Source organism: Streptococcus sp. Marseille-Q6504 (assembly GCF_965111625.1).
The window spans coordinates 98,761-124,121 of sequence record NZ_CBCOON010000004.1; the positions used below are offsets into that span (position 1 = coordinate 98,761).

General features: G+C 38.0%; 27 protein-coding genes. 1 reads left to right on the top strand and 26 read right to left on the bottom strand.

Going from position 1 to position 25,361, the window contains the following annotated elements; genetic code table 11:
• Positions 1 to 125 precede the first annotated feature (125 nt).
• The 7 genes from aguB to ACWPUA_RS05595 form a co-directional block, all read right to left on the bottom strand.
• Positions 126 to 1,001, bottom strand: a complete 876-nt coding sequence (gene aguB / locus ACWPUA_RS05565; protein ID WP_454379687.1) for an N-carbamoylputrescine amidase — start codon at positions 999 to 1,001, stop codon at positions 126 to 128.
• Positions 1,002 to 1,010: 9 nt separating this feature from the next.
• On the bottom strand, positions 1,011 to 2,096 hold the full coding sequence (aguA, locus tag ACWPUA_RS05570; RefSeq protein WP_454379689.1) for an agmatine deiminase: 1,086 nt from the start codon (positions 2,094 to 2,096) through the stop codon (positions 1,011 to 1,013).
• On the bottom strand, positions 2,093 to 3,220 hold the full coding sequence (gene nspC, locus ACWPUA_RS05575) for a carboxynorspermidine decarboxylase (RefSeq protein ID WP_454379691.1): 1,128 nt from the start codon (positions 3,218 to 3,220) through the stop codon (positions 2,093 to 2,095). Before nspC ends, aguA begins: the two co-directional genes overlap by 4 nt.
• Complete coding sequence (locus ACWPUA_RS05580; protein WP_454379693.1) at positions 3,220 to 4,479, bottom strand: saccharopine dehydrogenase family protein; 1,260 nt, start codon at positions 4,477 to 4,479, stop codon at positions 3,220 to 3,222. The genes nspC and ACWPUA_RS05580 overlap by 1 nt, the downstream gene beginning before the upstream one ends.
• Complete coding sequence (speE, locus tag ACWPUA_RS05585; RefSeq protein WP_084857435.1) at positions 4,476 to 5,336, bottom strand: polyamine aminopropyltransferase; 861 nt, start codon at positions 5,334 to 5,336, stop codon at positions 4,476 to 4,478. Before speE ends, ACWPUA_RS05580 begins: the two co-directional genes overlap by 4 nt.
• A complete protein-coding gene (locus tag ACWPUA_RS05590) occupies positions 5,337 to 6,791 on the bottom strand; it encodes an aminotransferase class I/II-fold pyridoxal phosphate-dependent enzyme (RefSeq protein ID WP_454379695.1) in 1,455 nt (484 codons plus the stop codon).
• Positions 6,792 to 7,386: 595 nt separating this feature from the next.
• Positions 7,387 to 8,403: a hypothetical protein gene (locus ACWPUA_RS05595; protein WP_454379697.1), complete on the bottom strand. Its 1,017-nt coding sequence runs from the start codon at positions 8,401 to 8,403 to the stop codon at positions 7,387 to 7,389.
• Positions 8,404 to 8,653: 250 nt separating this feature from the next.
• On the opposite strand from ACWPUA_RS05595, the gene ACWPUA_RS05600 reads away from it, so the two are divergent.
• Positions 8,654 to 9,673 (top strand): hypothetical protein, encoded by a 1,020-nt coding sequence (locus ACWPUA_RS05600; RefSeq protein ID WP_454379699.1) that lies wholly within the window; start codon positions 8,654 to 8,656, stop codon positions 9,671 to 9,673.
• Positions 9,674 to 9,734: 61 nt separating this feature from the next.
• On the opposite strand, the gene ACWPUA_RS05605 is transcribed toward ACWPUA_RS05600, so the two are convergent.
• From ACWPUA_RS05605 to prfA, 19 genes are all read right to left on the bottom strand, one after another.
• On the bottom strand, positions 9,735 to 10,046 hold the full coding sequence (locus ACWPUA_RS05605) for a hypothetical protein (RefSeq protein ID WP_454379701.1): 312 nt from the start codon (positions 10,044 to 10,046) through the stop codon (positions 9,735 to 9,737).
• A gap of 4 nt (positions 10,047 to 10,050) precedes the next feature.
• A complete protein-coding gene (locus ACWPUA_RS05610; RefSeq protein ID WP_281137160.1) occupies positions 10,051 to 10,233 on the bottom strand; it encodes a hypothetical protein in 183 nt (60 codons plus the stop codon).
• Between the two features lie 13 nt (positions 10,234 to 10,246).
• Positions 10,247 to 11,125 (bottom strand): DUF4300 family protein, encoded by an 879-nt coding sequence (locus ACWPUA_RS05615; protein WP_454379703.1) that lies wholly within the window; start codon positions 11,123 to 11,125, stop codon positions 10,247 to 10,249.
• 55 nt (positions 11,126 to 11,180) lie between these two features.
• On the bottom strand, positions 11,181 to 12,062 hold the full coding sequence (locus ACWPUA_RS05620; RefSeq protein WP_454379705.1) for a diacylglycerol/lipid kinase family protein: 882 nt from the start codon (positions 12,060 to 12,062) through the stop codon (positions 11,181 to 11,183).
• A 269-nt stretch (positions 12,063 to 12,331) separates the two neighbouring features.
• Entirely contained in the window at positions 12,332 to 13,303 is a 972-nt protein-coding gene (locus tag ACWPUA_RS05625; RefSeq protein ID WP_454379707.1) for a DUF6892 domain-containing protein, read from the bottom strand.
• Positions 13,304 to 13,317: 14 nt separating this feature from the next.
• Positions 13,318 to 13,464, bottom strand: coding sequence for a hypothetical protein (locus ACWPUA_RS05630; RefSeq protein WP_454379709.1), 147 nt, complete (start codon positions 13,462 to 13,464; stop codon positions 13,318 to 13,320).
• A gap of 760 nt (positions 13,465 to 14,224) precedes the next feature.
• A complete protein-coding gene (locus ACWPUA_RS05635; protein ID WP_454379798.1) occupies positions 14,225 to 14,791 on the bottom strand; it encodes a hypothetical protein in 567 nt (188 codons plus the stop codon).
• Between the two features lie 111 nt (positions 14,792 to 14,902).
• Entirely contained in the window at positions 14,903 to 15,313 is a 411-nt protein-coding gene (locus ACWPUA_RS05640; RefSeq protein WP_454379711.1) for a DUF7668 domain-containing protein, read from the bottom strand.
• 140 nt (positions 15,314 to 15,453) lie between these two features.
• Positions 15,454 to 15,945, bottom strand: coding sequence for a nucleotidyltransferase (locus ACWPUA_RS05645; protein ID WP_454379713.1), 492 nt, complete (start codon positions 15,943 to 15,945; stop codon positions 15,454 to 15,456).
• Positions 15,946 to 16,033: 88 nt separating this feature from the next.
• Positions 16,034 to 16,786 (bottom strand): CPBP family intramembrane glutamic endopeptidase, encoded by a 753-nt coding sequence (locus ACWPUA_RS05650; RefSeq protein ID WP_454379715.1) that lies wholly within the window; start codon positions 16,784 to 16,786, stop codon positions 16,034 to 16,036.
• Positions 16,787 to 16,934: 148 nt separating this feature from the next.
• Positions 16,935 to 18,290, bottom strand: a complete 1,356-nt coding sequence (rlmD, locus tag ACWPUA_RS05655; RefSeq protein WP_454379717.1) for a 23S rRNA (uracil(1939)-C(5))-methyltransferase RlmD — start codon at positions 18,288 to 18,290, stop codon at positions 16,935 to 16,937.
• 74 nt (positions 18,291 to 18,364) lie between these two features.
• Positions 18,365 to 19,339 (bottom strand): DUF1002 domain-containing protein, encoded by a 975-nt coding sequence (locus tag ACWPUA_RS05660; RefSeq protein ID WP_414309700.1) that lies wholly within the window; start codon positions 19,337 to 19,339, stop codon positions 18,365 to 18,367.
• Positions 19,340 to 19,574: 235 nt separating this feature from the next.
• On the bottom strand, positions 19,575 to 20,177 hold the full coding sequence (locus tag ACWPUA_RS05665) for a lysozyme family protein (protein WP_250307165.1): 603 nt from the start codon (positions 20,175 to 20,177) through the stop codon (positions 19,575 to 19,577).
• On the bottom strand, positions 20,177 to 21,151 hold the full coding sequence (locus tag ACWPUA_RS05670) for a nucleoid-associated protein (protein ID WP_454379720.1): 975 nt from the start codon (positions 21,149 to 21,151) through the stop codon (positions 20,177 to 20,179). The genes ACWPUA_RS05665 and ACWPUA_RS05670 overlap by 1 nt, the downstream gene beginning before the upstream one ends.
• Before the next feature lie 6 nt (positions 21,152 to 21,157).
• Positions 21,158 to 22,414 carry a serine hydroxymethyltransferase gene (gene glyA, locus ACWPUA_RS05675; protein WP_454379722.1) on the bottom strand — a complete coding sequence of 419 codons (1,257 nt, stop codon included), beginning with the start codon at positions 22,412 to 22,414 and terminating at the stop codon, positions 21,158 to 21,160.
• The gene (locus ACWPUA_RS05680) at positions 22,411 to 22,857 is read right to left on the bottom strand and encodes a GNAT family N-acetyltransferase (protein WP_454379724.1); all 447 of its coding nucleotides are present in this window, start codon (positions 22,855 to 22,857) and stop codon (positions 22,411 to 22,413) included. The genes glyA and ACWPUA_RS05680 overlap by 4 nt, the downstream gene beginning before the upstream one ends.
• Position 22,858: 1 nt before the next feature.
• Positions 22,859 to 23,461 carry an L-threonylcarbamoyladenylate synthase gene (locus ACWPUA_RS05685; protein WP_454379726.1) on the bottom strand — a complete coding sequence of 201 codons (603 nt, stop codon included), beginning with the start codon at positions 23,459 to 23,461 and terminating at the stop codon, positions 22,859 to 22,861.
• On the bottom strand, positions 23,445 to 24,281 hold the full coding sequence (gene prmC, locus ACWPUA_RS05690; RefSeq protein WP_454379728.1) for a peptide chain release factor N(5)-glutamine methyltransferase: 837 nt from the start codon (positions 24,279 to 24,281) through the stop codon (positions 23,445 to 23,447). Before prmC ends, ACWPUA_RS05685 begins: the two co-directional genes overlap by 17 nt.
• Entirely contained in the window at positions 24,281 to 25,360 is a 1,080-nt protein-coding gene (gene prfA / locus ACWPUA_RS05695; RefSeq protein ID WP_006149747.1) for a peptide chain release factor 1, read from the bottom strand. Before prfA ends, prmC begins: the two co-directional genes overlap by 1 nt.
• Position 25,361 lies beyond the last annotated feature (1 nt).

The following is a 25,361-nucleotide window of genomic DNA, read 5'->3' on the forward strand; positions in this document are numbered from 1 at the left end:
GTTTTAATTTTAAAAAACTGTCATTTAAAATTTTAAAACTTCTTATACCCCATTTTATCAGAATCCTAGGACATTATCAAAAAATTATTATAGTATGTATAGAAAAAAGCCTACGATAGGCTTTTTCATCTGACAATATCTTTATACATATCTGGTCTTCTATCTCTAAAGAGACCCCAGTTAAGTCGTTCATTTGCTCCCTTGTCAAGGTCATAAGTGGTTAAGAGGATTGCTTCATCTTGTCGTTCGGCTTGACTTAAAATAGCTCCTGTTTCATCCGTCATAAAGGATGAACCGTAGAAGTTAAGACTGGAACTTTGTCCTCCATTTTCCTCGCAAGGAGTGACTTCTTCTAAACCATAACGATTGGCTGCGATAACTGGGACGATATTTGCTGCTGCATGTCCTTGCATGGTACGTTGCCAATGACCACAACTATCTGTATCCAAAATAGGCTCTGATCCAATAGCTGTTGGATAAAAGAGTAATTCTGCGCCATTTAGAGCAAGACAACGGGCAGTTTCAGGGAACCATTGATCCCAACAGATTCCGATTCCAATCTTGGCATAGCGAGTGTCCCAGACCTTGAAGCCTGTGTTTCCAGGTGTGAAAAAGAATTTTTCCTGATAATAATGGTCATCTGGGATATGAGTCTTCCGATAAACTCCTAGTACTTCTCCATCCGCATCAATGACAGCAATGGAATTGTATAAGACATTACCATCTTTTTCATAGAAACTAATAGGTAAAACCACCTCTAGCTCTTTGGCAATTACTTTAAAATGCTGAATAGCTGTATTTTCTGTCACCGACTGGGCATACTGGTAGTAGTCATACTGACGCTCCTGACAGAAATAGGGACGTTCAAATAATTCTGGTAAAAGAATGATCTGGGCTCCTTGCTCAGCAGCTTGGCGAACTAAACGCTCAGCTGTTTGGATATTGGTTTCCACATCCTTAGCGCATTGCATCTGAATAGCTGCAACCGTTACATTTTTCATCTTTTTCTCCTATTCTGGAATTTGTTGGGTAATACAGTGGATATTTCCACCACCTAAAAGAATATCTCTTGCAGGAATTCCGACAACTTCACGGTCTGGAAAACACTGGCTCAGAATATCCAAGGCAACTTGGTCGTTTTCATCCTGAAATTGTGGCACCAAGACAGACTTATTGGCGATATAAAAATTCACATAGGATGCTGCTAGTCTTTCACCTGCATAACGCTCCTCTTCGCCTTCTTCATAAGTATAGCCCGGCAAATCCTCCTCTGTAACTACTTGATGAATAGCTGGGATTGGAAGTTTATGAATAGTGAAACTACGGCCTTTTGCATCAGTTTCCTTCTCTAAGAGAGCTAAATCAGCTGCAGACATGGCATACTGAGGATCATCTTGGTCGTCTGTCCAAGCTAAAACAAGCTCTGCAGGACCAACAAAGGCAGCAACATTGTCGACGTGTTCATTTGTCTCATCTTGATAAATACCGTAAGGCAACCAAATAACTTTGTCGGCACCAAGGGTCTCTAGTAAGGTCTTTTCAATCTCTTCTTTAGTCAGGTGAGGATTGCGACCCGGACTGAGCAAGCAGCTTTCTGTAACAAGAATCGTTCCCTGACCGTCACTGTGAATAGCTCCGCCTTCTAGTACAAAAGGTTTGGCATCATAAACAGGCATCTCTAATACTTTTGCAAAACGACTAGCTACTTGGTCATCTGCTTCATAGTCTTGGTAGAGACCATCCACATCACCACCCCAAGCATTGAAAGACCAGTCTAGTGCTAATTTTTCTCTTTTATCATTGAGGAGAATTGTCGGACCAGTATCACGTGCCCAGGCATCATTTGTCTGAATATCTAGATAAACAACATTGTCTCCAAGATAGGATTGTGCTTCAGATAGATAGTCTTGCTCCACCAAAAGGTAAACTGTTTCCCCTTCTGATATGGTCTCGATGATCTGAGTAAATGCTTTTTTTGCAGCTTTTCCTTGAAAAGGCCAAGATCCGGGTCGAGTCGGCCATATCATGAGAGTTCCATGATGGGGCTCATACTCTGCAGGCATACGATAACCTAATTTCTTTGGGCTGTCCATCATGATAATCTCTCCTTAAAGTCTTGGTAGCCAAATGCTTTAATCAAACTACACTCACCCTCTTTATCCATGAGATACAAACTTGGAAGCCCAATGCCGTTAAAGGTATTGTTTTTGACAAAGGAGTAAATAGCCATGTCTTCAAAATAGAGGCGATCGCCAATTTCAATCGGTTTTTCAAAGCTGTAATCCCCAATGATATCCCCTGTCAGGCAAGTATTTGAAGAGAGTCTATAAGTATAAGGTTTTTCTTGCGCTTCAAATCCATCTCTTAATGGGGGACGATAAGGCATCTCAAGAACATCTGGCATATGGCAGCTTGCCGAGGCGTCTAGCACCAAGGTCTCAATCCCGTTTTCAACAATATCTAAGACTTCTGTTGCTAGATAACCCGCATTAAGGGCAATGGCTTCTCCAGGTTCAATGTAGACGTCAAGGTTATAGGTTTCTCGAATGCGTTTAATCTCAGAAATCAGTAAGTCCACATCATAGTCATCTCTCGTAATATGATGACCACCACCCATATTGAGCCATTTAACTTGGTGCAAATAGGCACCAAACTGGTCTTCTACTGCTTTCAAAGTCGTTTGTAAATCATCTGCCCCTTGCTCACAGAGAGTATGAAAATGAAGTCCGTCAACCAACTCCAATAAATCACTTGGTATCTTGTCTGAAGTCACTCCAAAACGAGAGCCAGGAGCACAAGGATCATAAAGCGCGTGGTCACCCTGCGTTGAACATTGAGGATTGATGCGAAGACCCACACTGATACCAGCCTCACGACAACGTTGACCATACTTTCGAAGTTGTCTCTCTGAGTTAAAATCAATATGATCCGATATTTGCATTAGCTCTTCCATATCTGATTCCTTGAAAGCAGGCGCAAATACATGGACTTCCCCTGGAAATTCTTCCCTAGCCAACTTCGCTTCATAGAGTCCACTAGCTGTCGTACCTGACAAATATTGACTAATTAAAGGATAGGTTTTATAGAGAGAATAAGCCTTTTGAGCAAGCAAAACCTTACAACCTGCCTTTTCCTGAACCTCTAGTAGAATGCGGCAATTCTCTTCTAATTTTCCTAAGTCAATGATATAAGAAGGCGTTGGTACTTGTTCTAATTTCATTAGTCCACCATTTGTGGATTTTCAACCACAACCCATGGCAAACCGTATTTATTTAAAGCTTCCATGAATGGGTCTGGATCCAACTCTTCAAGGTTATAAACTCCTGGTTGTTTCCAAGTGTCATCCATCACTAATTTTGTTCCAATCATGGCTGGAACACCTGTTGTGTAAGAAATGGCTTGTGAACCAACCTCTGCATAGCATTCCTGATGGTCGCAAACATTGTAGATGTAGATTGTCTTTTCAACGCCATCTTTGATACCTGTAAAGATACATCCGATATTTGTTTTTCCGACAGTACGTGGTCCAAGGCTTGCAGGATCTGGAAGTAAGGCTTTCAAGAATTGGATTGGAACAATTTCTTGTCCGTTAAAATTAATGGCATCTGTACGAAGAAGCCCAACATTTTCCAAGCATTTCATGTGCGTTAGATAAGATTGGCCAAAAGTCATAAAGAAACGAATGCGTTTAACACCTGGAATATTCTTTGCTAATGATTCGATTTCTTCATGGTGGAGGAGATACATGTCTTTTTGACCAACTTGAGGGAAATCATACTCACGTTTGATAGACATAGCTTCGACTTCTACCCATTTTCCATCTTCCCAGTAAGAACCTGGTGCAGAAACCTCACGTAGATTGATTTCTGGGTTAAAGTTTGTCGCAAATGGGTAACCGTGGTCACCACCATTACAGTCTAAAATATCGATATAGTGGATTTCATCAAAGTAATGTTTGAGTGCATAAGCTGAAAAGACGCTGGTTACCCCTGGGTCAAAACCAGAACCAAGAAGAGCTGTTAGGCCTGCTTCCTTGAATTTTTCTTGATAAGCCCATTGCCATGAGTAGTCAAAGTAGGCTGTAAAACCAAGTTCCTTACAACGTTTCTCATAAATAGCACGCCATTCAGGATCTTCTGTGTCCTCAGCCTCATAGTTGGCAGTATCGATATAGTGGACACCTGTTGCCAAACAAGCATCCATGATGGTCAAGTCTTGATAAGGCAAAGCTACGTTCAAAACAGCTTCTGGTTTGTAGCTTTCAATCAAGGCAATCACTTCTTCTACCTTGTCTGCATCAAGAGCAGCTGTCTCAATCTTAGTATTTGTTTTGCCTTCTAATTTAGCCTTTAAGTCATCGCATTTTGACTTGGTACGGCTAGCAATCATAATTTCTTTAAAAGTTTCGCTATCTTGGCAAATCTTTGAAATAGCAACTTGGGCAACTCCCCCACATCCAATAACTAATAAACGACTCATTTTTTTCCTTCCTCTTCTTCTAAAATGTCTTCTACATACTTAGGCAACATAAAGGCTCCCACATGTAAGTTTGCAGTGTAATATTCCGTAAATAACTGGCGTTTTTTCCAGCCTTCCTTGTCAAAATCTTTGACAGGGTGATATTTTTTCGATGCAAATCCAAACAACCAATAGCCAGCAGGACTAGTTGGGATATGTGCTTGGTAAACCCGGCTAATTGGAAAGGCTTGATTGACCTTGCGGTGCATGCTTCGGCATGCTGACTCATCTTCGTCAAAGAAAGGACTACCATGCTGATAAATCATGATTCCGTCTTCTTTCAAGGCTCTATAGCTATTGCCGTAAAATTCCTTGGTAAAGAGCCCTTCCGTATGGCCAAATGGATCTGTCGCATCGTTGATGATGATGTCGTAATCATCTTCACAGTTTCTCAAAAATCTAAGCCCATTTTGGTAGTAAATGGTGACACGAGGGTCATCAAGTCCTGCAGCAAAATCTGGGAAGTATTCTCGACAAACCTCAACCAGCATCTCATCTGGTTCTACAATATCGATTTGTTCCAATTCTGGATAGAGGGTTAATACTTGGGCAACACCACCGTCACCACCCCCAATAACCAAGACTTTCTTTGGATTTGGATGGACAGCCATAGGAACGTGAACTGTCATTTCGTTGTAGACAAAATCATCTGCATCTGAAAACAAGACATGCCCATTTAAAATTAACACTTTCCCAAAAGCTGGGGTGTCCAGAACCTCGATATCCTGCCATTCACTTTGACCAGAATAAAGCTGTTTGGCTGTTCTCATTGTTAACTTGACATCTGGAGTATGAACTTCAGAAAACCATAAATCCATCTAGTTCTCCTTTCTCTCAATAACATTGATGTGATTGACCTCTGGATCTTCCGTTCCTTGGAGGGAGCAACCACGTTCTTTGGCGAATTTTATATAATCGACAATTTCTCGTGTAATCCGTTCACCTGGCGCTAGAATTGGAATTCCTGGAGGATAGCACATGACAAATTCCCCACAGACCTGGCCAACGGATTCGTCTAAGGTTAAACTTCTTCTCTCTGCATAGAAGGCTTCCTGAGGAGATAGCACCAACTCTGGTTGGATATATTCTCCAGCAATCAAGTCCTTCCCATCTCGTGAGTATAGTCTCTTGATATCAGCCAAAGCACCGACCAAGCGTTCAATGTCTTGGATACGGTCACCAATTGAAATGTAGGCCAAGATATTCCCGATATCACCAAACTCGATCTGAATGTCATATTCATCTCGTAAGAGGTCATAAACCTCAATACCTGTTAGACCAATCCCCTGAGTGTAAACTGACAGCTTGGTTACATCAAAATCACAAACTGAGACACCATCTACTAGTTCTTTTGAATAGGCATAGTAGCCACCGATGGCATTGATTTCACGACGTGCGTACTCAGATAGCTCAATAACTTTCTCAAAGGACTCCTTACCACGAAGGGCTAGGTTTCTACGAGAAACATCTAGACTAGCCATTAGCAAGTAGGATGCTGATGTTGACTGTGTCAGATTAATAATCTGGCGTACGTACTCAGGATTCATCTGATTGCCAACGAGAAGGAGCGAGCTTTGAGTCAAGCTGCCACCGGACTTATGCATGGATACAGCTGACATATCTGCTCCTGCGTCCATAGCAGACAGAGGAAGTTTATCTGTAAAGTGCAGATGAGCACCGTGCGCCTCATCTACTAAGACTTTCATTCCTGCGGCGTGAGCCATCTCTGTTAATCCCTTAAGATCTGAACAAATCCCATAATAGGTTGGATTGTTTATTAGGATAGCCTTGGCGTCCGGATGGTCCTTAATAGCTCGCGTCACACGCTCATTTTCAAGCCCCAAAGCAATACCGATTTTTGGATCAACACTCATCTCGATATAGATAGGAATAGCACCGCATAAAACGAGTGCATTAATAGCTGATTTATGGACATTTCGAGGAAGGATGATTTTATCACCTGATTTACAGGTAGAAAGAATCATGGTCTGCACGGATGAAGTTGTCCCACCAATCATCAAAAAGGCATGAGCAGCACCAAAAGCTTCTGCCGCTAGCTCTTCCGCTTCTCTAATAATCGAAATAGGATGTCCTAGATTGTCCAAGGGCTTCATAGAATTGACATCAATACCAACGCATTTTTCCCCTAAAAGTTCCACTAATTCCGGATTCCCGCGGCCACGCTTATGACCTGGTACATCGAAAGGTACAATTCTTTTTTTTCGTAACTTGACCAGTCCCTCATAAATAGGAGCTTGGTTTTGATTTAACATTTTAGAGACATACTCCTTTATCATAGTTATTTTCACCTTATGCAAGGTTCTAAAGGATACTTATGAAAAAAGAGCAGGTTGGCACCTGCTCTACAATCTACTGACGTGTTTATGTTTGTTTCTTTTGAGTATGTCTGTTCCTGATGTTTCCTAACTCTCTAGTAGCAAATATTACGTACTTTATTGATCGTTTCACAAGATGACGTGTGCTTTCACCACACTAACAAATCTATACGAATTAGAACTAATGTCCTAACATCAACTTATAAAAGTAGGCTTTTAACCCTATCAATAATGCGGCTTTTCAACCACGCTTCGGCATTCAACCCTGCCTGTCCGTAGGCATTTTTTACTCGGGTTTATATTTGCTAGAAAACATCATCTCATTTTCTAAGCCTTATAACTATATCATGTTTACAAAAGTTTGTAAAGTATTTTGGGGGAACTTTATAAATTATTTACATTTTTGTTCGTATTTTTACTATACCCCAAAATTGAAAACTATTTCAAATTTGCCTTTAAATAATAAAAAAGGAACTAAATAGATTAATTCCTTTAGATAGGCATAAGCAAATTCAACTATTCAAAATCGTATTTACTCATCACGCGCTACTTTGGCAGCTAGTTCAAAATCAGTCATCAAATAATTTTCATCTAGACGGATAAGACTATAATACTCATTCCAAAATAGAGAGTCGCTGTTACTTGACCACTGTAATCCATACCACAATTGAGTGACATCACTTGTATTTGATGGGGGGATTGACCATAGATGCTTTTTGAAAGTTTCTTGAACAAGTGGAAGGTCCAGTCGACTAGTCAAGTCGAGTTCATCTAACTTGAAAGTGATAGAATGTTTCTTTGCTTCTTCAATACTGTCCTTATTAAATCGAATCTGAATAACCTTAGAATCTTCTAAAGCCACATTCTGGTCCTCAGCACCGTAAAAGGAAATACTGCCCAGTACTATGCCATCTTTTGCCAGGAGATAGGGAGCGTAAGGAACAGCATTGCTATCAAGTCTGAAGCCTTTTTCGATAGTGACTGTTTTATTGCCCGAATACTTCTGGAAACTGCCATCTGTCAGGAGGTCTTCGTAGTCGCTACCACCATCACCTTGTCTGACATAGATATCAAATCCAGCTTCCATCAGATCACTTGCTTTTGTTTCTGCTAAAATGATTTTACTTTCATTAATTTGCAAAATCGGTGCTTGAGGTGGCAAACCAATCGTGATATGAAACATAACTCCTACTAGAAAGACCATAAAGGTTATAAGGAGGGCAAGTAAAGACTTTCCAGTCCTTTTTCTTGCATTGAAAAGAGCCATTATAGCTGGGAGGAGGATCATTTTAGCTAAAATAGAATTCCCAACACCACCTTTATTTAAGGTCTGAAAAGCAAAGAGCCCTGCAATTGCAATCAGGGACAGGTAGACCAAAATCTCGCCTAGCCCCAGTTTTTCTGTTCGAGTTTGTTGATTTACAGGAGTTTCGTACAATGACTGCCCATTCTCTTTCCTCTTTTTTAGAAAGAGATAAAAGCCCAGACCGAGTAGCAGATTAAAGATTGCATAAACTATTAAAATACCTATAATCACCGTTCTACCCATGGTTCTCTACTCCTTTATGTTCTCTCTCAAATCTTATCTTTCTCTTTAATTCCCAATTCCCAACTAATAAAACCAGCAAGAAGAAGGGACCACCTTCTATCAGTACAATCGGTAAAGCTTAAATGGCAATAATTCTCATCTTTTTATCTTTAAGGAAACTGCTGATATTTCTAGCTCTATTTCCCTAGAAAGTGCTATAATGGAGCTAACAAAATTGTTCTCTAGCAATTGAAAAACGGGGGAAGTAGCCATGCTCACCACTATTGTTTTAGGATTTTATGCTCTTTTCTTTCTATCCTTGTGCTTTACTATCTATCTCTATATTAGATTTGTAGTTGCGGTTAAAAAAGGCAAAGACATTCCCAAATGGATTTATAAACTTGGCCATGCTGTTCAAGGAAGAATTCACGTTGACTATGAAGAAATCACTGATGCTAATGCCCTTAAAGAGATTCATTGGTTCTTGCTAATCTATTTAATCGTAAATCTACTCGTATTGTCTGTCTTCTACTATCATGGTAATAGCTTTCCTCAAGCCATTTATGAATGTTTGAAAAAACAATTTTTTATCGTAATTGTTAGTATGGTTTTAAAAAGTATTGGCAAATTTGTTGTACTGGCTATAAGAAAAAACTTTCAAAACAGTCATGTCTATGCATCAACCAACGCTTTTATCGGGACAGCTTTTTTAACGAGTTATGTTTTTATGTTTTGCATGATGATGAGTGGACTTCCAGCTCAACCTGTTTCAGTAACCATTCAAGATACCACTGTCATTATCGGTGAGACCAAGGCTTCCGAGCTTTTGGACCAAGGCTTTAGCTTCGAAGATAAAAATCCAGAGAGTTCCATCACCAATCCCAAAAACAACCACTTCTACTACGGTCAGCTTCTCGAAGTCAAGCGGGATAAACAGTCCTACGGCTTTATGAGCCTTACTCCTACGGGAAGAGATACTGATCAACTCAAGAATTGTGTCATCACCTATTACAGAACACCTAAGGATAACAATCAACTAGAAGAAATTTCCATCAATCATGTCAAGCTAGCAAATCTCAAGCTCCAAGACTTTCAAACACGAAAATTAATCGATATCTTTGAAGTCAATCCAGCTGATTATAACGTCTCTGATAAAGATACTAACTTTATCCTAACCATTCAAACAGCAGATTACGACCTCTGGAAAAGTTACCGTATTGAATCCAAGTTCAATTCAGATGGTTCGATTGATAGCTATGGAGTCAGAGCCCAACATAGCATGTGGGAATGATGGAGTGTTAGCTTTAGTCATTAGTAAGCATATAATCAAATAGATGAGCGTTTAGGCTCTCCTAATTGATTTTATGCTTTTTCATTTTCTCTTGGAAAATATCTGTAAGAATTTGTCGCAATTCTTGAGCTTCTTTTTCTGGAAGTTGCCCTTCTTGTTCAGCAACAGCGTATAATTCCGGATACTCAAGAGATATTCTCTTAACAGTACGTGTAATCGCATGTTTTCTAACAAAAAATGGGATACGCTTAATATATTCTTGAGGAATCAGCGCGATAATTTTGTCTGCAGTTTCCTTATCGTTCAGCTTAGAGAAAGTTAATCCCTTTTTAATCATTTCTTGTTCTTGTTTCGTAAAATCTTGTAATTCCATATGTCTACTCCTCATCTTCATTGACTTCCCAAATCTCTGCTTGGTAGGGTTCTCCATCTTCATCGTATCGATTGATATAACCAATAAACCTTTCATTTTTTCTTGATCTCTGCTGGTTTCCTTTGATAACCCAAACAGCCCATACCCCAATTAGGAATATGACTATCAGTCCAAACAATGCATCCATAATGTCTACTCCCTTAAAATTGAACCCACTTATCATTATCCATAATAAATGGTTTAGCTAGACCTTCTCCTGTATAGTTTTCGTATTTTGTATCTAGATATTTGTAACAATCTTCCTTGGTCGCAAATTTGATGGCTTGATAAGGCTCTTCAAAGGTCAGCTTTTCGACAAAGAGATAGCCATCCTCGCTTGGTACAAGTATCCCGACATGGCCAATAAAGAGCGATTGACCATCCAAGTCATCATGGACGACTACTGAGAGCATTCTTGCATTTTTATTAAACTTGAATTGAGAAAGGAATTTTTCCATCTTTTCAGCATGAACTTTGACATCTGTCGTTGCTTCGGTCTTGACTCTTGAGAATAAAATATCAAAAGCATCCTTGTCTTCTGCACCAAAGACCTTTCCTTTATCAATGGCATCATTATCGACAAACAAGAGAGAATCATCTTTCTCTAATTTAGGAATTTCGATAGAATTTTTTAATAAACAATAACTGTTAATACGACAATTGGTACCGACAAAATCACCCTTTTTAGGTGTCCAAAGATTGCTTATCTTTTCAACATCATAGTCTGTTTTGGTAAATGTAGAAAAATCTCCAGTTAAGCCTACTGAACCGACTGTCGCGTTGTAATCATTTACAAGGTTGAAAAATGCATCGACACTATCTTTATCCAAATGTGCAGCCAAGGATTTCCGAACTTCTTCTTCGCTCGGTTGATTGTTCAAATTGCTATAAGTTGCTTTCCAGGAAAGTTGATTCGACTGTGATTGAGTCACTGAAGTTTCAGCAGTACTATCAGAAGTCTTTTGAGTTTGACTACAAGCTACTAAGGTCAAAAGAAGTGTTGAGCAAAGACCAATAGTCGCTAATCTTTTAAATTTCATAGGCATTCCTTTATTAAAAAATATCGTTAAAAAGAATTGTCAAAGTTTAAAAATCTTATTCTTTCGGTTGAGAATAGACTTCGATATGCTGACCTAGCACCTTGATTTCTACTGGTAGGTCATCAGATTTGTCACCATCAACATCTGTTTCTAATTCAGAATCAGAAGAAATTTTTATATGACGAGCTTTTATATACTCGATATTCTCATTCACGACGACATCCCCTTTTAATAAATCAGGGATAACTGACAATTTAGTAAGGATTGAGGCATCTTTTAAAATCAAAATATTAGCATAACCATCCTTGTCTTCATCAAAGATTTTTTTGTCAGCGAAATAATTGGTAAGGAGAACCAAGACATGGCTGGCAGGGCCGATGTAATTTCCATTTTCAGTCTCAACAGTAATGTTAAATGCTTGATCTGTAACCACTGACTTCATGGTATTAATCGCATAGGCGAGCACGCCAAACTTCGTTTTATCTTCTATCCCAACGTTGTGGATAGCTTCTGGTAATGAACCAATACTAAAAATGTATCCGAAATAGTGCCCATTTGATTTTCCGATATCAATCTTATTGGTAGAACTAAAATCAAGCTCGTCAATGGCACCATCAATATCTTGATTGATTTCTAATAGTTTCGTAATGAGATTTCCAGTTCCTCCTGGGATGATCGCAAGTTTAGGAATGTAGTCTTTTTCCGCGATACCAGAGATTACTTCATTGACAGTCCCATCTCCACCAAAAACAAGAACAGCATCATATTGCTCACGAGAAGCTTCTTCAGCAAAGTTTGTGGCATCTTGCGCTTTCTCCGTAATTTTAATTTCCACATCTTCAAAATAGTCTCTAGCTTTATTCTCCAGTTTCACCTTATAATCCAAAGCTTTTTCGCCACCAGAGGTTGGATTGATGATTACCATAATTTTTTTCATTTATTATTCTCCTTACAACCTAACTATAAAAAAATAAGTTTCAATATAGCTTTTTAATACTATGTCATTATATAACTAAATTCTTAAAATTAAAAATTGGATGTCCTGAATTTAAATAGATTGTTCTCTCGCCTAATAATTCTTTAATATTAAATTTTAAAATTCTTAAGTTTTCAATGTTAAAAATCATGTAGAGTAGAATGCTTGCTACTAGTATCCTTTGACACTCCGTCTTGAGAAAACTTATTAAATCTAGTTAAAAATGACGTTTATAGTAGTTCTACTTTTATTCCTTGACTCTTAAAAATATCCTTAACTTGTTCAAAATTACTAGTCATAATTGTCGCTTTCTTCAGATTTGGAAACTGTTGCAGTTCTTTAAGACTAACTTCATTTAGATCGAAACTATCATCTTCACCGTCCCACTGAGGTATCAGATTCATATAAATCTCGTTACCTCCATCCATATCGATTTCTTGAACTTGTTCAGCATATTTCTTAGGTATAGGAAGATTTATCATATAATCCAGTGCTGGCTGAATAATCTCCATACTTTCTGTGTCGATGTTCAACTCACTGGCTTCCTCTGCAAAATCAAAAATATTAAAAACAGGTTTCAAAACCTCTAAATCATACATTAAAACCTGGATAATGGCTAATTTCAAATTTATATTTTCAAAGGAAAGCACTTCTTCATCAGTTTCTTTTAACTTGTAAATTTCCCGTTCACGTTTTATCTCTGGAAAGAAGGAAATAGAAAGTGTGTCTGTGATTGTCTCTGCAATTCCTTTAAAATTAGTTCCATAAGGAGTCCATAAAATAAGGTTAAAATCCCCTACTCTATGCCTATCAGAAAAGAAATAAGGAGATTTTCCATCTGATAATACCACAGCTTGACATGGTTGCTTTGGCAATTCTTTCTCTCCAGTCATAGATTTTACAACATCACCATAGTAGAGGAAAACAGTAGAAATCAAATGTTCCTCATCAATGTATGTTTTAGATTTTTTTAAATGATTTTTAATCGAGAAAGAATGTTCAAATACAATACCAATATTGTCATAAATGTATTTAATAAACTTATTTTCTCTTTTGACAACCTGATTAGGCTTCCCCAAAACAGTTTCAATATCTTTCAATGACAAAGGAAAAGACAAGCTAGTTCCGTTAATAATCATTGAATTGTTGTGGAGATTGATTTCAAGTTTTTTGTGTGTTGCTTTCTTAAATAAATTAAACATACTACTACCTTTTCTTAAGTTTCTTCCAGATAAATCTTGACCGTTTGGTATTCCTGTTCTTTAGCATAGGCAAGCACCTCTGAAGGTGGAATGCTCACATCATAATCCAAGGTTTTTTCACCACCAGATGTTGGATTAATAATCACCATTATTTTATTCATATATCATTCTCTTTAAAGATATTGCAAAATTTCTAGTAACTGACTATATCATTTATGATATTGAAACTCCATCTATAAGCTTGCAGGGTCACATTCAATAACTCATTAAAAAGATTGAAGCGACAATAGTTTAACTCCTACACATCTTTCTTAGATAAAGTCACATAGTCTGTCAGGTACAAAACGCCTGAGACTAAAGCTAATATACTAGAAAAATAGGAAAAAAAAGGAACAAATCCTAGAATGGATGCAGTAAACAGAAACTGATAGGTTTTATTATTGACTTTTGAGTTCTCATCATGGAGAAAAAATGCCAGAAAAGCCAAAATTAGCAATATAAAACAAGTGAAATAGACCATATTTCTCAAATCAGGAACTTCAACAAACCGAGAGATTAAATAGAAAATTTTTCCTCCCTCTCTATCAGAAGAGGCATAAACTATCACATAAAATCCAATTATGGCACTAATTCCGTTTATGAGTAATAATTTTTTTGATTTCACTATTTATTAAACCTTTCTATTATGCCTAAAATGGAAGTACACCAGCCATCAAACCTTGAGCAATAAAACAACTATTAATTTGAAAGTCTGAAAAATATTCTTTATCCCAAATCATTTTATTTCTCCAACCCTACTAGCTATACTAGAAATTATGTTTAAACTCACCAAGCTACTTTAAGACGTAAAAGATTTTCTTCTTTAAAAGGTCTTTACTCTTTTACCAGCAAAGCTACTCACTCACAATAAATTTAATTTGACTATTGCATTTCTTCCATCGCTTCTTTCACATATCCCTCTATATCTTCAATCTCTACAAACAGCGGGTCTAAGTGACACAAAAAGTGCCAATCTTGGTCGCCTTTTTTTCTGTAGACAATCGCTTCGCCGTCTTCACTTCCGAAATAGCTTCTGTCGACTTCATATCCTTTGTTTTCTAGGAATGCTTTTGCCTTGCGGAAGATTGCTTCCCATGCTTCGACATAAGCTTTTACTTCATCGTTATTCACGACATAGGCATCGATTTTTGTAGCTCCTTCGATCATTTTATCGTTTTTAAGGGACAGATTCGAAATCTCTTTCCAAATGATCTCAACATTTTCCTCAGGGTCAAACGAAAATCTAGATAAAGGGACAATATTTCCATTGAAGACAATTTCCATATAATCCGGCAATTGTTTGGGTTTCACATACTCCACTTCAAACCCATCTTCTGTTTCTAAAGTATATCCCGGGATTTGCGCTACAAAGGCTCGTCCTTCTTCTAAAGTCTCAAATAAGACTAAATCCTTTGAATAATTGTTTTGGTACAATTCTAATAGATACATCATTAATCCTTCCAATATTTGAAAAACCAACCGAGATTTAAGCAACTTACAACCTAATTATCTATCCTTAGTATACACATAGATTTCATAACAAAGATATTTAACTATAGTTTATCCAGGATCTACATTTATGGAAGTTAATTTGTAACCATCCTCATTGTATAAAAATTCTAATTGTAGGGTTAAATCTACTAATTCAGAATTAGAGGTCATCTGATATTCAACAGCAAAACCAGTTTGATCATTAAATTCATAAACTTGTAGTTGAGAATACTCATAATTCGGATGAAAATTACATTCTACACCATATTCATCAATTTTATCAAAATCATTTAATTGTAATGAATCGTCAATATATTTAAGCAACTCTCTTACATCATCAGCTTCTGAACCATCAACACAATCCATAATATCTCTATAATTATTTAGATGAATTGCTCTTAAAATCTTTTTAAGTACTTCAATTACTTTTTCTTCATTTTTGCATTTTTCATTGTACTCAAAATCATCGAATATTCCCATGATAATACTTCCTTTTCATTACTAATTCTAGTACTCGCCAATATAGTATAAATTATATAACCAATAAAAATGATAATAAAAATGATAATAAAAATAACATAGCAGCCAGTCTTACAACTTACTACTTTTCATATGATAATTTACAAATGTTTTTCCAGCCACTCGATCTTTTTAAAATCCTTATTGTTATTTTGTTCATTTCGATAGGAGTCTTGAGAAGAAGCTTTGTAAATACTTAGATACTGCTCCAGACTTGGAAGACGAAAAGTGATGTCTTCAATGTGAATAAGCTCTATATCCGATTCCGAAACTCCTGCAAAATCAAGTAAGGAATCGATACTTCCAAATTCAACACTCACTCGATCCTTTTGGAATTCATGCTCATGAATATCTATTAAGACGTAGCCTAAGTCTTTCATCACTTTCATTATCTTGTCCCAGTCATAAATTCTGAGATAATCAGGTGCTTCCCAACCTCTAGGGTCACCAGGCACATGAATGTCAATGTCAGACGGTCCCCAATTTTCTTTCGTTCTAAACTCCAATCCCAAAGACCCCATCAGTGTCGGTGTAATTCCGACTCGATTTAAATGGAAACAAATGGTTTTAAATTCTTTAAATAAGAGACTCATGTTTACTCTAAACCTTTCATATAAATGTTCGTTATTTCTACTTTATTACCTTGAACAATATCACCTTCATTTTCTAGAGTATATCCAGTTATTTTGAATACAAATCCTTTTCCTTACTAATTCTATTACTAACCAATATCGTATAAATCAAATAAACAATAAAAATGATAATAAAAATAAGATTAATTTTTAACACAAAATAGAGATTTAACAAATTTGCGAACGCATGAAATAATAGACAGTATCCCACAGATTTCGTTTGACGGTAAAGAAGCCCTAAAACAAAACTTAAAAATAATGTATATATAAAAAATAGAATAAAAGGAAATCCTTGATGACTTTCTCCAACTATAAACCATAAAGGCAGATGCCATATTCCCCAAATTGATCCTACAATCAAATTAGATTGCCAATAAGTATATTTTTTATCAAGTAACGGCTGTAATATTCCTCTCCATCCTAATTCTTCATGTCCACCGCCAAAAAAAATTAGTTGTATAAAGAATAATGGCATCAGATAAATTGATACTCCATTTAATTCTAAGGACGATACAGAAAATAGTATCAAAATTGCTAACAAATGAATAATGAAATAAATACTACTATTTTTTCTTTTATTAAATACAAAATGTTTAAATTTTATATTATTCCTTTTCAAATAAAATCCACTTGCAATAGCTGGTCCAAGTGCACCTACTATATGTAATGTTCTTCCTATAATTGTTTCTAATCCAAAAATATGAGATTGAGTAAATATGGCAAGAAGCCCCCAAGCTATATAAGTAATTCCAAATGTACAATAAAGATAATTTTTTAAATTCTTTTTGTCAATTTCTGTCATTTTATCTTCCTAATCCTGATTAGTCTATGAATAATATTTTTTTACTGCTTCTTACTTGCTCTCGATTATAACTACCTATATTCTATCACAAAAATGCAAAAAAGCCTTACAATCAAGGTTTTTCTTAACCCCTTTCGTTCAAAGGTTTTTACGCTTTTACGAGCAGAGCAACACACTCCACGTGGTGCGTCTGTGGAAACAAATCCACCGGCTGGACTTTTTTCAATTCGTATCCCAACTCTTGATAGAGTTTGATATCACGCGCCATGGTTGCGACATTACATGAGATATAGGCGATGCGATCAGCTCCTGTTTGGGCACTTGCTTTGATGAAGCTTTCGGTCAAACCCTTGCGTGGTGGGTCGACTAGGATGGCGGTTGGTTGGATCCCCTCCTTGAGCCAATTTTTCATGGCATTTTCAGCTGTATCACAGACATAGTGGGCATTGGTGATGCCATTTATACTAGCATTTTTCTGGCTATTTTCAACAGCTTCTGGGATGACTTCGACACCATAAACTTCCTTGACATGCTTAGCAACAGATAATCCAATAGTTCCGATTCCTGAATAGGCATCGATCACCACATCGTCTTCTCTTAACTCCACAAAGTCAATGGCTGTTTGATAAAGTTTCTCTGCCATTTCTGTATTGACCTGATAAAAGGCTGGTCCAGAGATTCGGAAGTTATTCTCTAACATTTGGTCCGTAATGTAATCTTGACCATAGAGAACCCGCCATTCTTTCCCAAAAATGGCATTGGTATTCTGGTCATTGATATTCTGCATAACAGACACAATCTCTGGGAATTGCTTAATAACTTGTTCAATCAACTGTTCAACTCGGAAAATTTTAGGACGAGTTGTCACCAAAATAACCATAATTTGTCCGGAATGATGGCCACGACGAACAACAAGGTTACGAATCAAGCCAGACTGTTCCTTCTCATCATAGGGTTTTAAGTCATAACGACGGAGTAAATCACGTAAAGCCACAATAACTTGGTCAATGACTGGATCTTGGATATAAAAATCTTCAAGAGGCATCAGATCATGAGAATTCTTACGGAAGAAACCAGTCTCCAGAACACCATTGACACGACGAACAGGAACCTGAGCCTTGTTACGATACTTGACGGGATTTTCCATGCCAAGAGTATCTGAAACCTCTATATCCATGATTCCAGCAATTTTATAAAGACTGTCTTTCACTTGCTTGGTTTTAAACTTGAGTTGCTCTGGATAAGCTAGATGTCCTAAGTCAGCAATGCCTGAACGCAGGTAAGCCAAATCTAAGTCTTGATTACGATGTGGAGATTGTATCAGGTATTTCTCGACTTTACCAAAGCCAATCTTCTTGTTGACTTTAAGGACTCGCATAAGGATTTTTTCAGTCGGAAGAGCATTCTCTACAAAAAAGACCAAGCCATCTACCTTGGCAACACCTGCTCCTTCATGGGTCAAATCGACAATCTCAACTTCTACAATATCATTTTTCTTTAACATAATTTTCACTTTCTATGAGCCGACAAAAAAAGACGGCAACAATCCTGTTACCATCTATTATACCATGAATTGACCTAAGCACCAAAACTCTTGAAGAAATCAAGGATAGCTTGCCAAATTGAGCTTAGGATGTTTCCACCGTCTTGAATAGCTTTATTGGCATCAAAGTTTAGATCGATATTACTAAAACTATCACCTGCTTGAGCAACAATGCTTTGTTTCAAATCTTTAAGAGTCTTTGTAAAGTCTTCGTTATTAAGAATATCGCTCTTTGAAAGGTTAAAGGCAAAGTTGATGATGACATTGACTTGGTTGCCTGTAACAACTTGATCCAGTTTATAGTTCTTTAAAGTATCTTCGACAATCTTACGAACATCATCTTCTGTAAGTTCACCCTTAGACTCTTTAGCCTTAGCGACTGCAGCCTTTATATCAGCAAGGGCTACGTTCAGTTTATTGGCATCAAAGCCTGATTTGTCCTTGTTTTCATCGTTAATGTCTGACAAGGCCTTGAGCTCTTCCTGAGCCAAGTCTTTATTTTCCTGAGGTAACTGAACACCATTAGACTCAAGGGAATAGTAAATACCTGCTAAGGCACTTTCACCAGTAACTGGAATTGGTGCCGCAACGGTGATACGCGCGTGCTCCACACCCAAGGTAACAGCCGCATTACGGTACATATCTTGCGTTACTTTAGTGATATTTTCAGGTGTCTCAATCTTGACCTCAAGGGGAGATTTTTCTCCTAATTTTTGAATTTTTGCTGATGAATAAAGTTGAAGACTTGAATCGTTTGCGACATTCATAATTTTTGAGTAGACATCTGGTGTCATAGTCTTCAAATCTTTAGTATCTTTTGAGGCATCATAGCCAAGTTTTTTAAGTGTTTGATTTTTTTGATCTTCCGTTAATGAAGAACCCAAGACGTACTCAGGTTGAACATAGGTTTCATCAATTACTTTTTGAACATCAGTAGCTGCCTGGGCGCTTTGCAGTGTTGCAACTGCTAAAAGTACTGCAGCGCTAGTCAGAAAGAATTTCTTTCGCATGAGACGTTCCTCCTTTTCTACTCTAGCATATTAAAGTATCCTTAAAGAAAACTTATAAAAGAGAGTGGGACAGAAATCAGTAATTCGTTAGAATTCGATTTCGTCGTCCCACCTCCGCACAGTTGAGTAGAGCTGTAAAAGCTGATGAAATCAGCGTAGTAGAGCCCACTCAACCACTGCGTCTTGCTCGATAATCCAAAGACAATTGAGAGGCTAGGACTTTTATCCCAGCCTCTTAAAATAGATTAAAAATTTTCATAATATAGAGATTTAGCTGAACCTGTCTAGAGTAATAATAGTTTCCACCATCCACATAAAGTTCTCCACCCTGAAAAATAGAAATGGGATTGATGTAGCGATAGGTTTTCCCTGTTGTATTTCCTAATATAGGCGCAACTGTATCTCTGGAGTATTGCTTAGCTAGTACAAGAGTATTCTTTTTCCCATTCTGGGCGATAAAATCGATATAAGCAGGTCCAAAGTTATAAGCTTGAATGGCTGTCCAGACATCCACTCCTTTTTCTTGAGCTAGATAGAGATTTTCTGTCAAGGTTTGAACCCCTTGCCGAATACTACTTGCATTATCGTTTATGGTATCAGTAGAGCCACTAGCAGATTCACTTGACTGCATCACGTCCCCTTCTTTACCCTTAGTTTCTGTATAAATCATGGCGAGCACAAGCTCTTCGTTTGCTGGAGTATCTCCTTCATTCAAGATTTCGCGAACCATGGGTTGGTAGGTCATGACTTGTTTGACATCCTGACGAATCAGATAAGCTTTATATCCAGCGAAAAGGAAGACTGCTAGTACCAGCATTCTTCGTATAAATTTAAACATTATTTATTTTGTATATCCTCGATGTTTTTGATTAAGATAGAATAGGTTCCATTATCGTTTTGAATGAACTCAACTGATTCCGCATCTTGATAGACATTGTTTGGTACGATGAGTTCAATCCCGTTTGACAAGGAAAGTTTCTGATTCTCAAATCTCTTTAACTGACGACTGGCATCAATCTCATCAAACTGTACTGGCTCTGGTACTGCTTCTTTAACCTGGTCAATGAAGCTAAGTCGAGCAGTAAGATTATTGTCAAAAAGATCATTGGCTAATTTTTCTGGAGAGAGCTCATTATTCTCTTCAAGATTATTGAAAATTGCTGATTTAACTTTAGATTGGAATTGAAAATCATCTGTGTTAAAGGTTTCGGCAATCTTTTGAGCCGTTTTTTCTAGTTCCTTAATGGATTTCTTAGGTGAAATCTTTGGTTGTGCTTGAATAAGATTCTCAGAAAAATAGTTTAAAAAGGCTCCATTATACTTGATGCGTTTTTCAATCAAGTGATACTTGCGACTTTGAAGATTAACAACTAGTGCTTCATCTGCTCCAGTTCCAAATCCAGGTAGGTTATTCTGAGTCAGTTTGATTGGATTGTCAACCTCGCCACCCAAGTGTGTCAAGGTTTCGCGTAATGCAATTCGTAGAAAGGCAAAGTGGTCTACTCCCTCTTTTGAAAACTGGACAAAAACCAAGTCATTTGTCCTTTGGTTTTCAGATACAGAGAATTCCTCTTTCCAGAGATTAGCAATTGTAACAGATGTTTCCATTAAATCATCTGTGATGTGGTTGAAAAATGGATTATCCTCTTCAAAAATACCAGTTTTGGCATCATCCGAATACACACGCTCCACTTTTTTACGCAAGTATTCCTCGATTTTAGGAGTGATATTGAGAAACTTATCCGCCAAGAACAACTCTGTGTCATCAGGGCTGAACTGATGGATAATGGCTTTCTTAATATAAATATCCATAAAATATTAGTCCTCATATAATGGGAAGGCATCTGTCAAGGATTTGACTGCACTTCTCACTTCTTCTAAGACAGCTTCGTTTTCTGCATTCTTAAGGGCTTTAATAATAAGTTCAGCAACTTGACGGCTTTCTTTTTCACCAAAACCACGAGCAGTAATTGCTGCCGCTCCGATACGAATACCACTTGTCTTAAATGGTGACAATGTTTCGTAAGGAATTGAATTTTTATTAAGGGTAATGTTAACCTCATCCAATAAGTTTTGGGCTACTTTTCCACTTTCTACAACCTTTGTTACATCCACTAAGAAGAGGTGGTTTTCAGTACCACCAGAGATAATGCGGAAATTAGGATCTTGCAAGAAGACATCTGCCATGGCCTTGCTGTTCTTGATGACATTAGCAGCATATTCTTTAAAGGCTGGATCCAATACTTCTTTAAAGGCTACAGCCTTAGCAGCAACAACATGCTCTAATGGTCCACCTTGGATACCTGGGAAAATAGCGGAATTGATTTTCTTAGCAAGGTCTTCGTCGTTCGTCAAAATCAATCCACCACGTGGTCCACGAAGAGTTTTGTGAGTTGTTGTCGTTGTGATATGTGCGTATGGAACTGGATTTGGATGAAGACCGGCTGCAACCAAGCCAGCAATGTGGGCCATGTCGACCATGAGTTTTGCGCCCACAGCATCCGCAATTTCACGGAATTTAGAGAAATCAATGATGTGAGAATAGGCTGATGCACCAGCAACGATAAGTTTTGGTTGCACTTCTTGAGCTTGTTTTAAGATGGCTTCAAAGTCCAATAGCTCTGTTTCCGGATCAACGCTATATGAAACGAAGTTATAGGTTTGACCTGAGAAGCTGACAGAAGCTCCGTGAGTCAAGTGTCCACCCGCAGCTAAATCCATCCCCATAACCGTATCACCTGGTTCGATCAAGGCCATGTATGCTGCACAGTTAGCTTGGCTTCCTGAGTGAGGTTGGACATTGGCAAATTTAGCACCAAAGATTTCTTTCGCACGTTCAATAGCTAGACTTTCGATAACATCCACTACATCAGTACCACCATAGTAACGACGTCCTGGATAACCTTCAGCGTATTTATTAGTCAAGATAGAACCTTGCGCTGCCATTACAGCCTTAGATACAACGTTCTCTGAAGCAATCAACTCAATATTGTTTTGTTGACGTTCCTCTTCTTTGGCAATGGCATTCCAAAGATCAGCATCATATGCTTTAAAATCATCTTTGTCAAAAATCATATGTCTTCTCCTTTAATTAACTTAATAAATCGTTTCTGCATTTTATCACAAGTATAACCCACTTTTTCGTAAAATGCATGCGCACCAAGACGATGGTCTGCAGAATTTAATCGAATAAACTCATAACCCCGTCTTTTTGTTTCTTTCTCCAACCCTTCAAGTAAATCTCTACCAAAACCTCTACCTTGGCTTTGTGGCAACACTGCCAAGGCTAAGATATTGAATCCTGCTTTAGAATAAAGAGACTCATAAACCTCAGCGTGAATATAACCAACTAGTTCGTGACTAGTATCATCCTCATAACCAAGTAGGAAATGATGTGAGTCTTGGGATAATTTGGTTAGTTGACTAGCCGTTTCCTCAGGGCTGAAATCATAACCTAAAGCATCTTTGTTAATCTCATGAATCGATGCAACATCTGTTGCTTTCAAAGCACGTAGCATATCATACCTCCTCAAAAGGAATTTCAGGTATCTTGGCAAGGATATCTTCTCGAGTTATCGAACCTTGGCGTAGAATTCTAGCCTTACAAGCAGTCAAATCTAAAATAGTCGAATCTTGACCTGTTAAAAAAGCGTCATCTTCTATTCCCAAAACCTCTTGTCCAAAGTCTTTTAAAATCTCTTTAAAGCTAGCACCACTAGCTTGACCCGAGATATTTGCAGACGGGCCGATTAAGGGACCAAACTCACGAATCAATTCTAGAGTTATAGGGTGACTGGGCATCCGAAAACCAACTGTCGGTAATCCTGAATTGACCCAGTAGGGAACCTTGCCATTAGCTTCTAGGATAATGGTCAAAGGCCCAGGAAGAAAACTATCAACAAGTTTTTGTAAATAAGGTGGCTGATTATTTGAAAAGTTCAAGATATCGTCTAGATGAGCGACATTGAGATTAAGTGCCTTGTCTCTTGGACGACGTTTAAGCTGGTAGACATAATCAACAGCTTTTTTATCTAGCGCTTTTGCAAAAAGTCCATAAACTGTTTCGGTCGGCAAAACTACAGCTCCACCCTTTTCCAACTTTTGCTTAATTTTCTCCATCATCAATGACAACCATCCTATCTTGGCCAAATTGGTCTTTGAGCGTTCGAACTCGTTTCTCTGGAAGATTTTCCATAAAGAGAGCAGGCACACTTTGACCTTGTTTGTAGCCAATTTCAAGATAAATCTTACCACCATTATTTAGATAGTCCTTGGAGTCTTCCGCGATTCTACGGTAGATAGCTAGACCATCCTCGTCAGCAAAAAGTGCCAGATGTGGTTCTGAATGCAGAACATTCAAGCCAACTTCTTCTTGATCTTCACGAGAAATGTATGGTGGATTGGATACAATTATATCATATTTTGAAGAAATTTCGGAGAAACAATCAGATTTGATAAAAGAGAGATTTAGATTTTGAGCGTTAGCATTCTCCAACGATAAGTCTAAAGCATCCTGTGAAATATCCGCAGCTGCAACCGACCAATCTAGCCTATTTTTAGCTAAAGCAAGGGCAATTGCTCCGCTTCCTGTTCCGATATCTAGTACTTTAAGATTTTTCTCAGGATTCTCAGTCAAAATGAGTTCCACCAACTCTTCTGTCTCTGGGCGAGGAATCAAAACCCGCTCATCCACTTTTAACTGCATTCCAAAGAAATCAGCATGACCAATAATATACTGGGCAGGTATATGATTTGCCAGCTTCGTGTAAATTTCCTCTACAAACTCTTTTTCTTCCTCTGTTACTTTTTGCTGAAGAGTAAAGATGAAGTCTGTAAAAGATAGATTTTTTAGGCTACGATAGACAAAGGAGAGGCTTTCTGCTTCCTCTCCTTGTACTATCAACTTTTCCTCAAAATCTTTAAAAATTTGAGCTAATTTCATTATTTGTTTAATTCTTCCAATTTTTGTGTTTGGTCATAAAGAACCAAGGCATCTACAACTTCATCCAATTTACCTGCTAGAATTGTATCAAGTTTTTGTAGAGTCAAGCCGATACGATGGTCTGTTACACGGTTTTGTGGGAAGTTATAAGTACGAATACGTTCTGAACGGTCACCAGTACCGATAGTAGACTTACGCTCAGCATCTTGCTCATCTTGAGCAATCTGAGCAAAGTGGTCTGCCACACGCGCACGAATAATCTTCATGGCCTTCTCACGGTTTTTCTGCTGGGTACGTTCTTCCTGCATCTCCACCTTGATATTGGTTGGTAAGTGGACGATACGAACGGCAGTCGCAACCTTATTGACGTTCTGTCCACCAGCACCAGATGCGTGGTAGATATCCACACGAAGGTCTTTTGGATCAATATCGTACTCTACTTCTTCTACCTCAGGCATGACAAGGACAGTTGCTGTAGAAGTATGGACACGTCCTTGGCTTTCTGTCACAGGGACACGTTGCACACGGTGGGCACCTGACTCGTACTTAAGCTTAGAGTAAACTGACTGACCTGAAACCATGGCAACCACTTCTTTGAAACCACCGACACCGTTCATAGATGCTTCCATGACTTCAAAGCGCCAGCCTTGGGCTTCAGCGTACTTTTGGTACATTGTTAGAAGGTCACCAGCAAAGAGTGCTGCCTCATCTCCACCAGCAGCTCCACGAATTTCAAGGATGATATTCTTGTCATCGTTTGGATCTTTAGGAAGGAGCAAGATTTTCAATTTTTCTTCGTACTCTTCTTTTTCTGCCTTAGCATCCTTGAGTTCTTGCTTGGCCATTTCTTCCAAGTCTGCATCTCCGCCTGATTCCTTAATCATTTCCTCAGCGTCGACAATGTTTTGAAGGACTTGTTTGTATTCACGGTAGGTTGTAACTGTATCACGAGTAGAAGCTTCTTCTTTTGAAAGCTCCATGAAACGTTTGGTATCAGAGACCACATCCGGGTCGCTGAGCAATTCTCCTAATTCTTCATAACGGTCTTCTACAGCTTGTAGTTGATCATAGATGTTCATT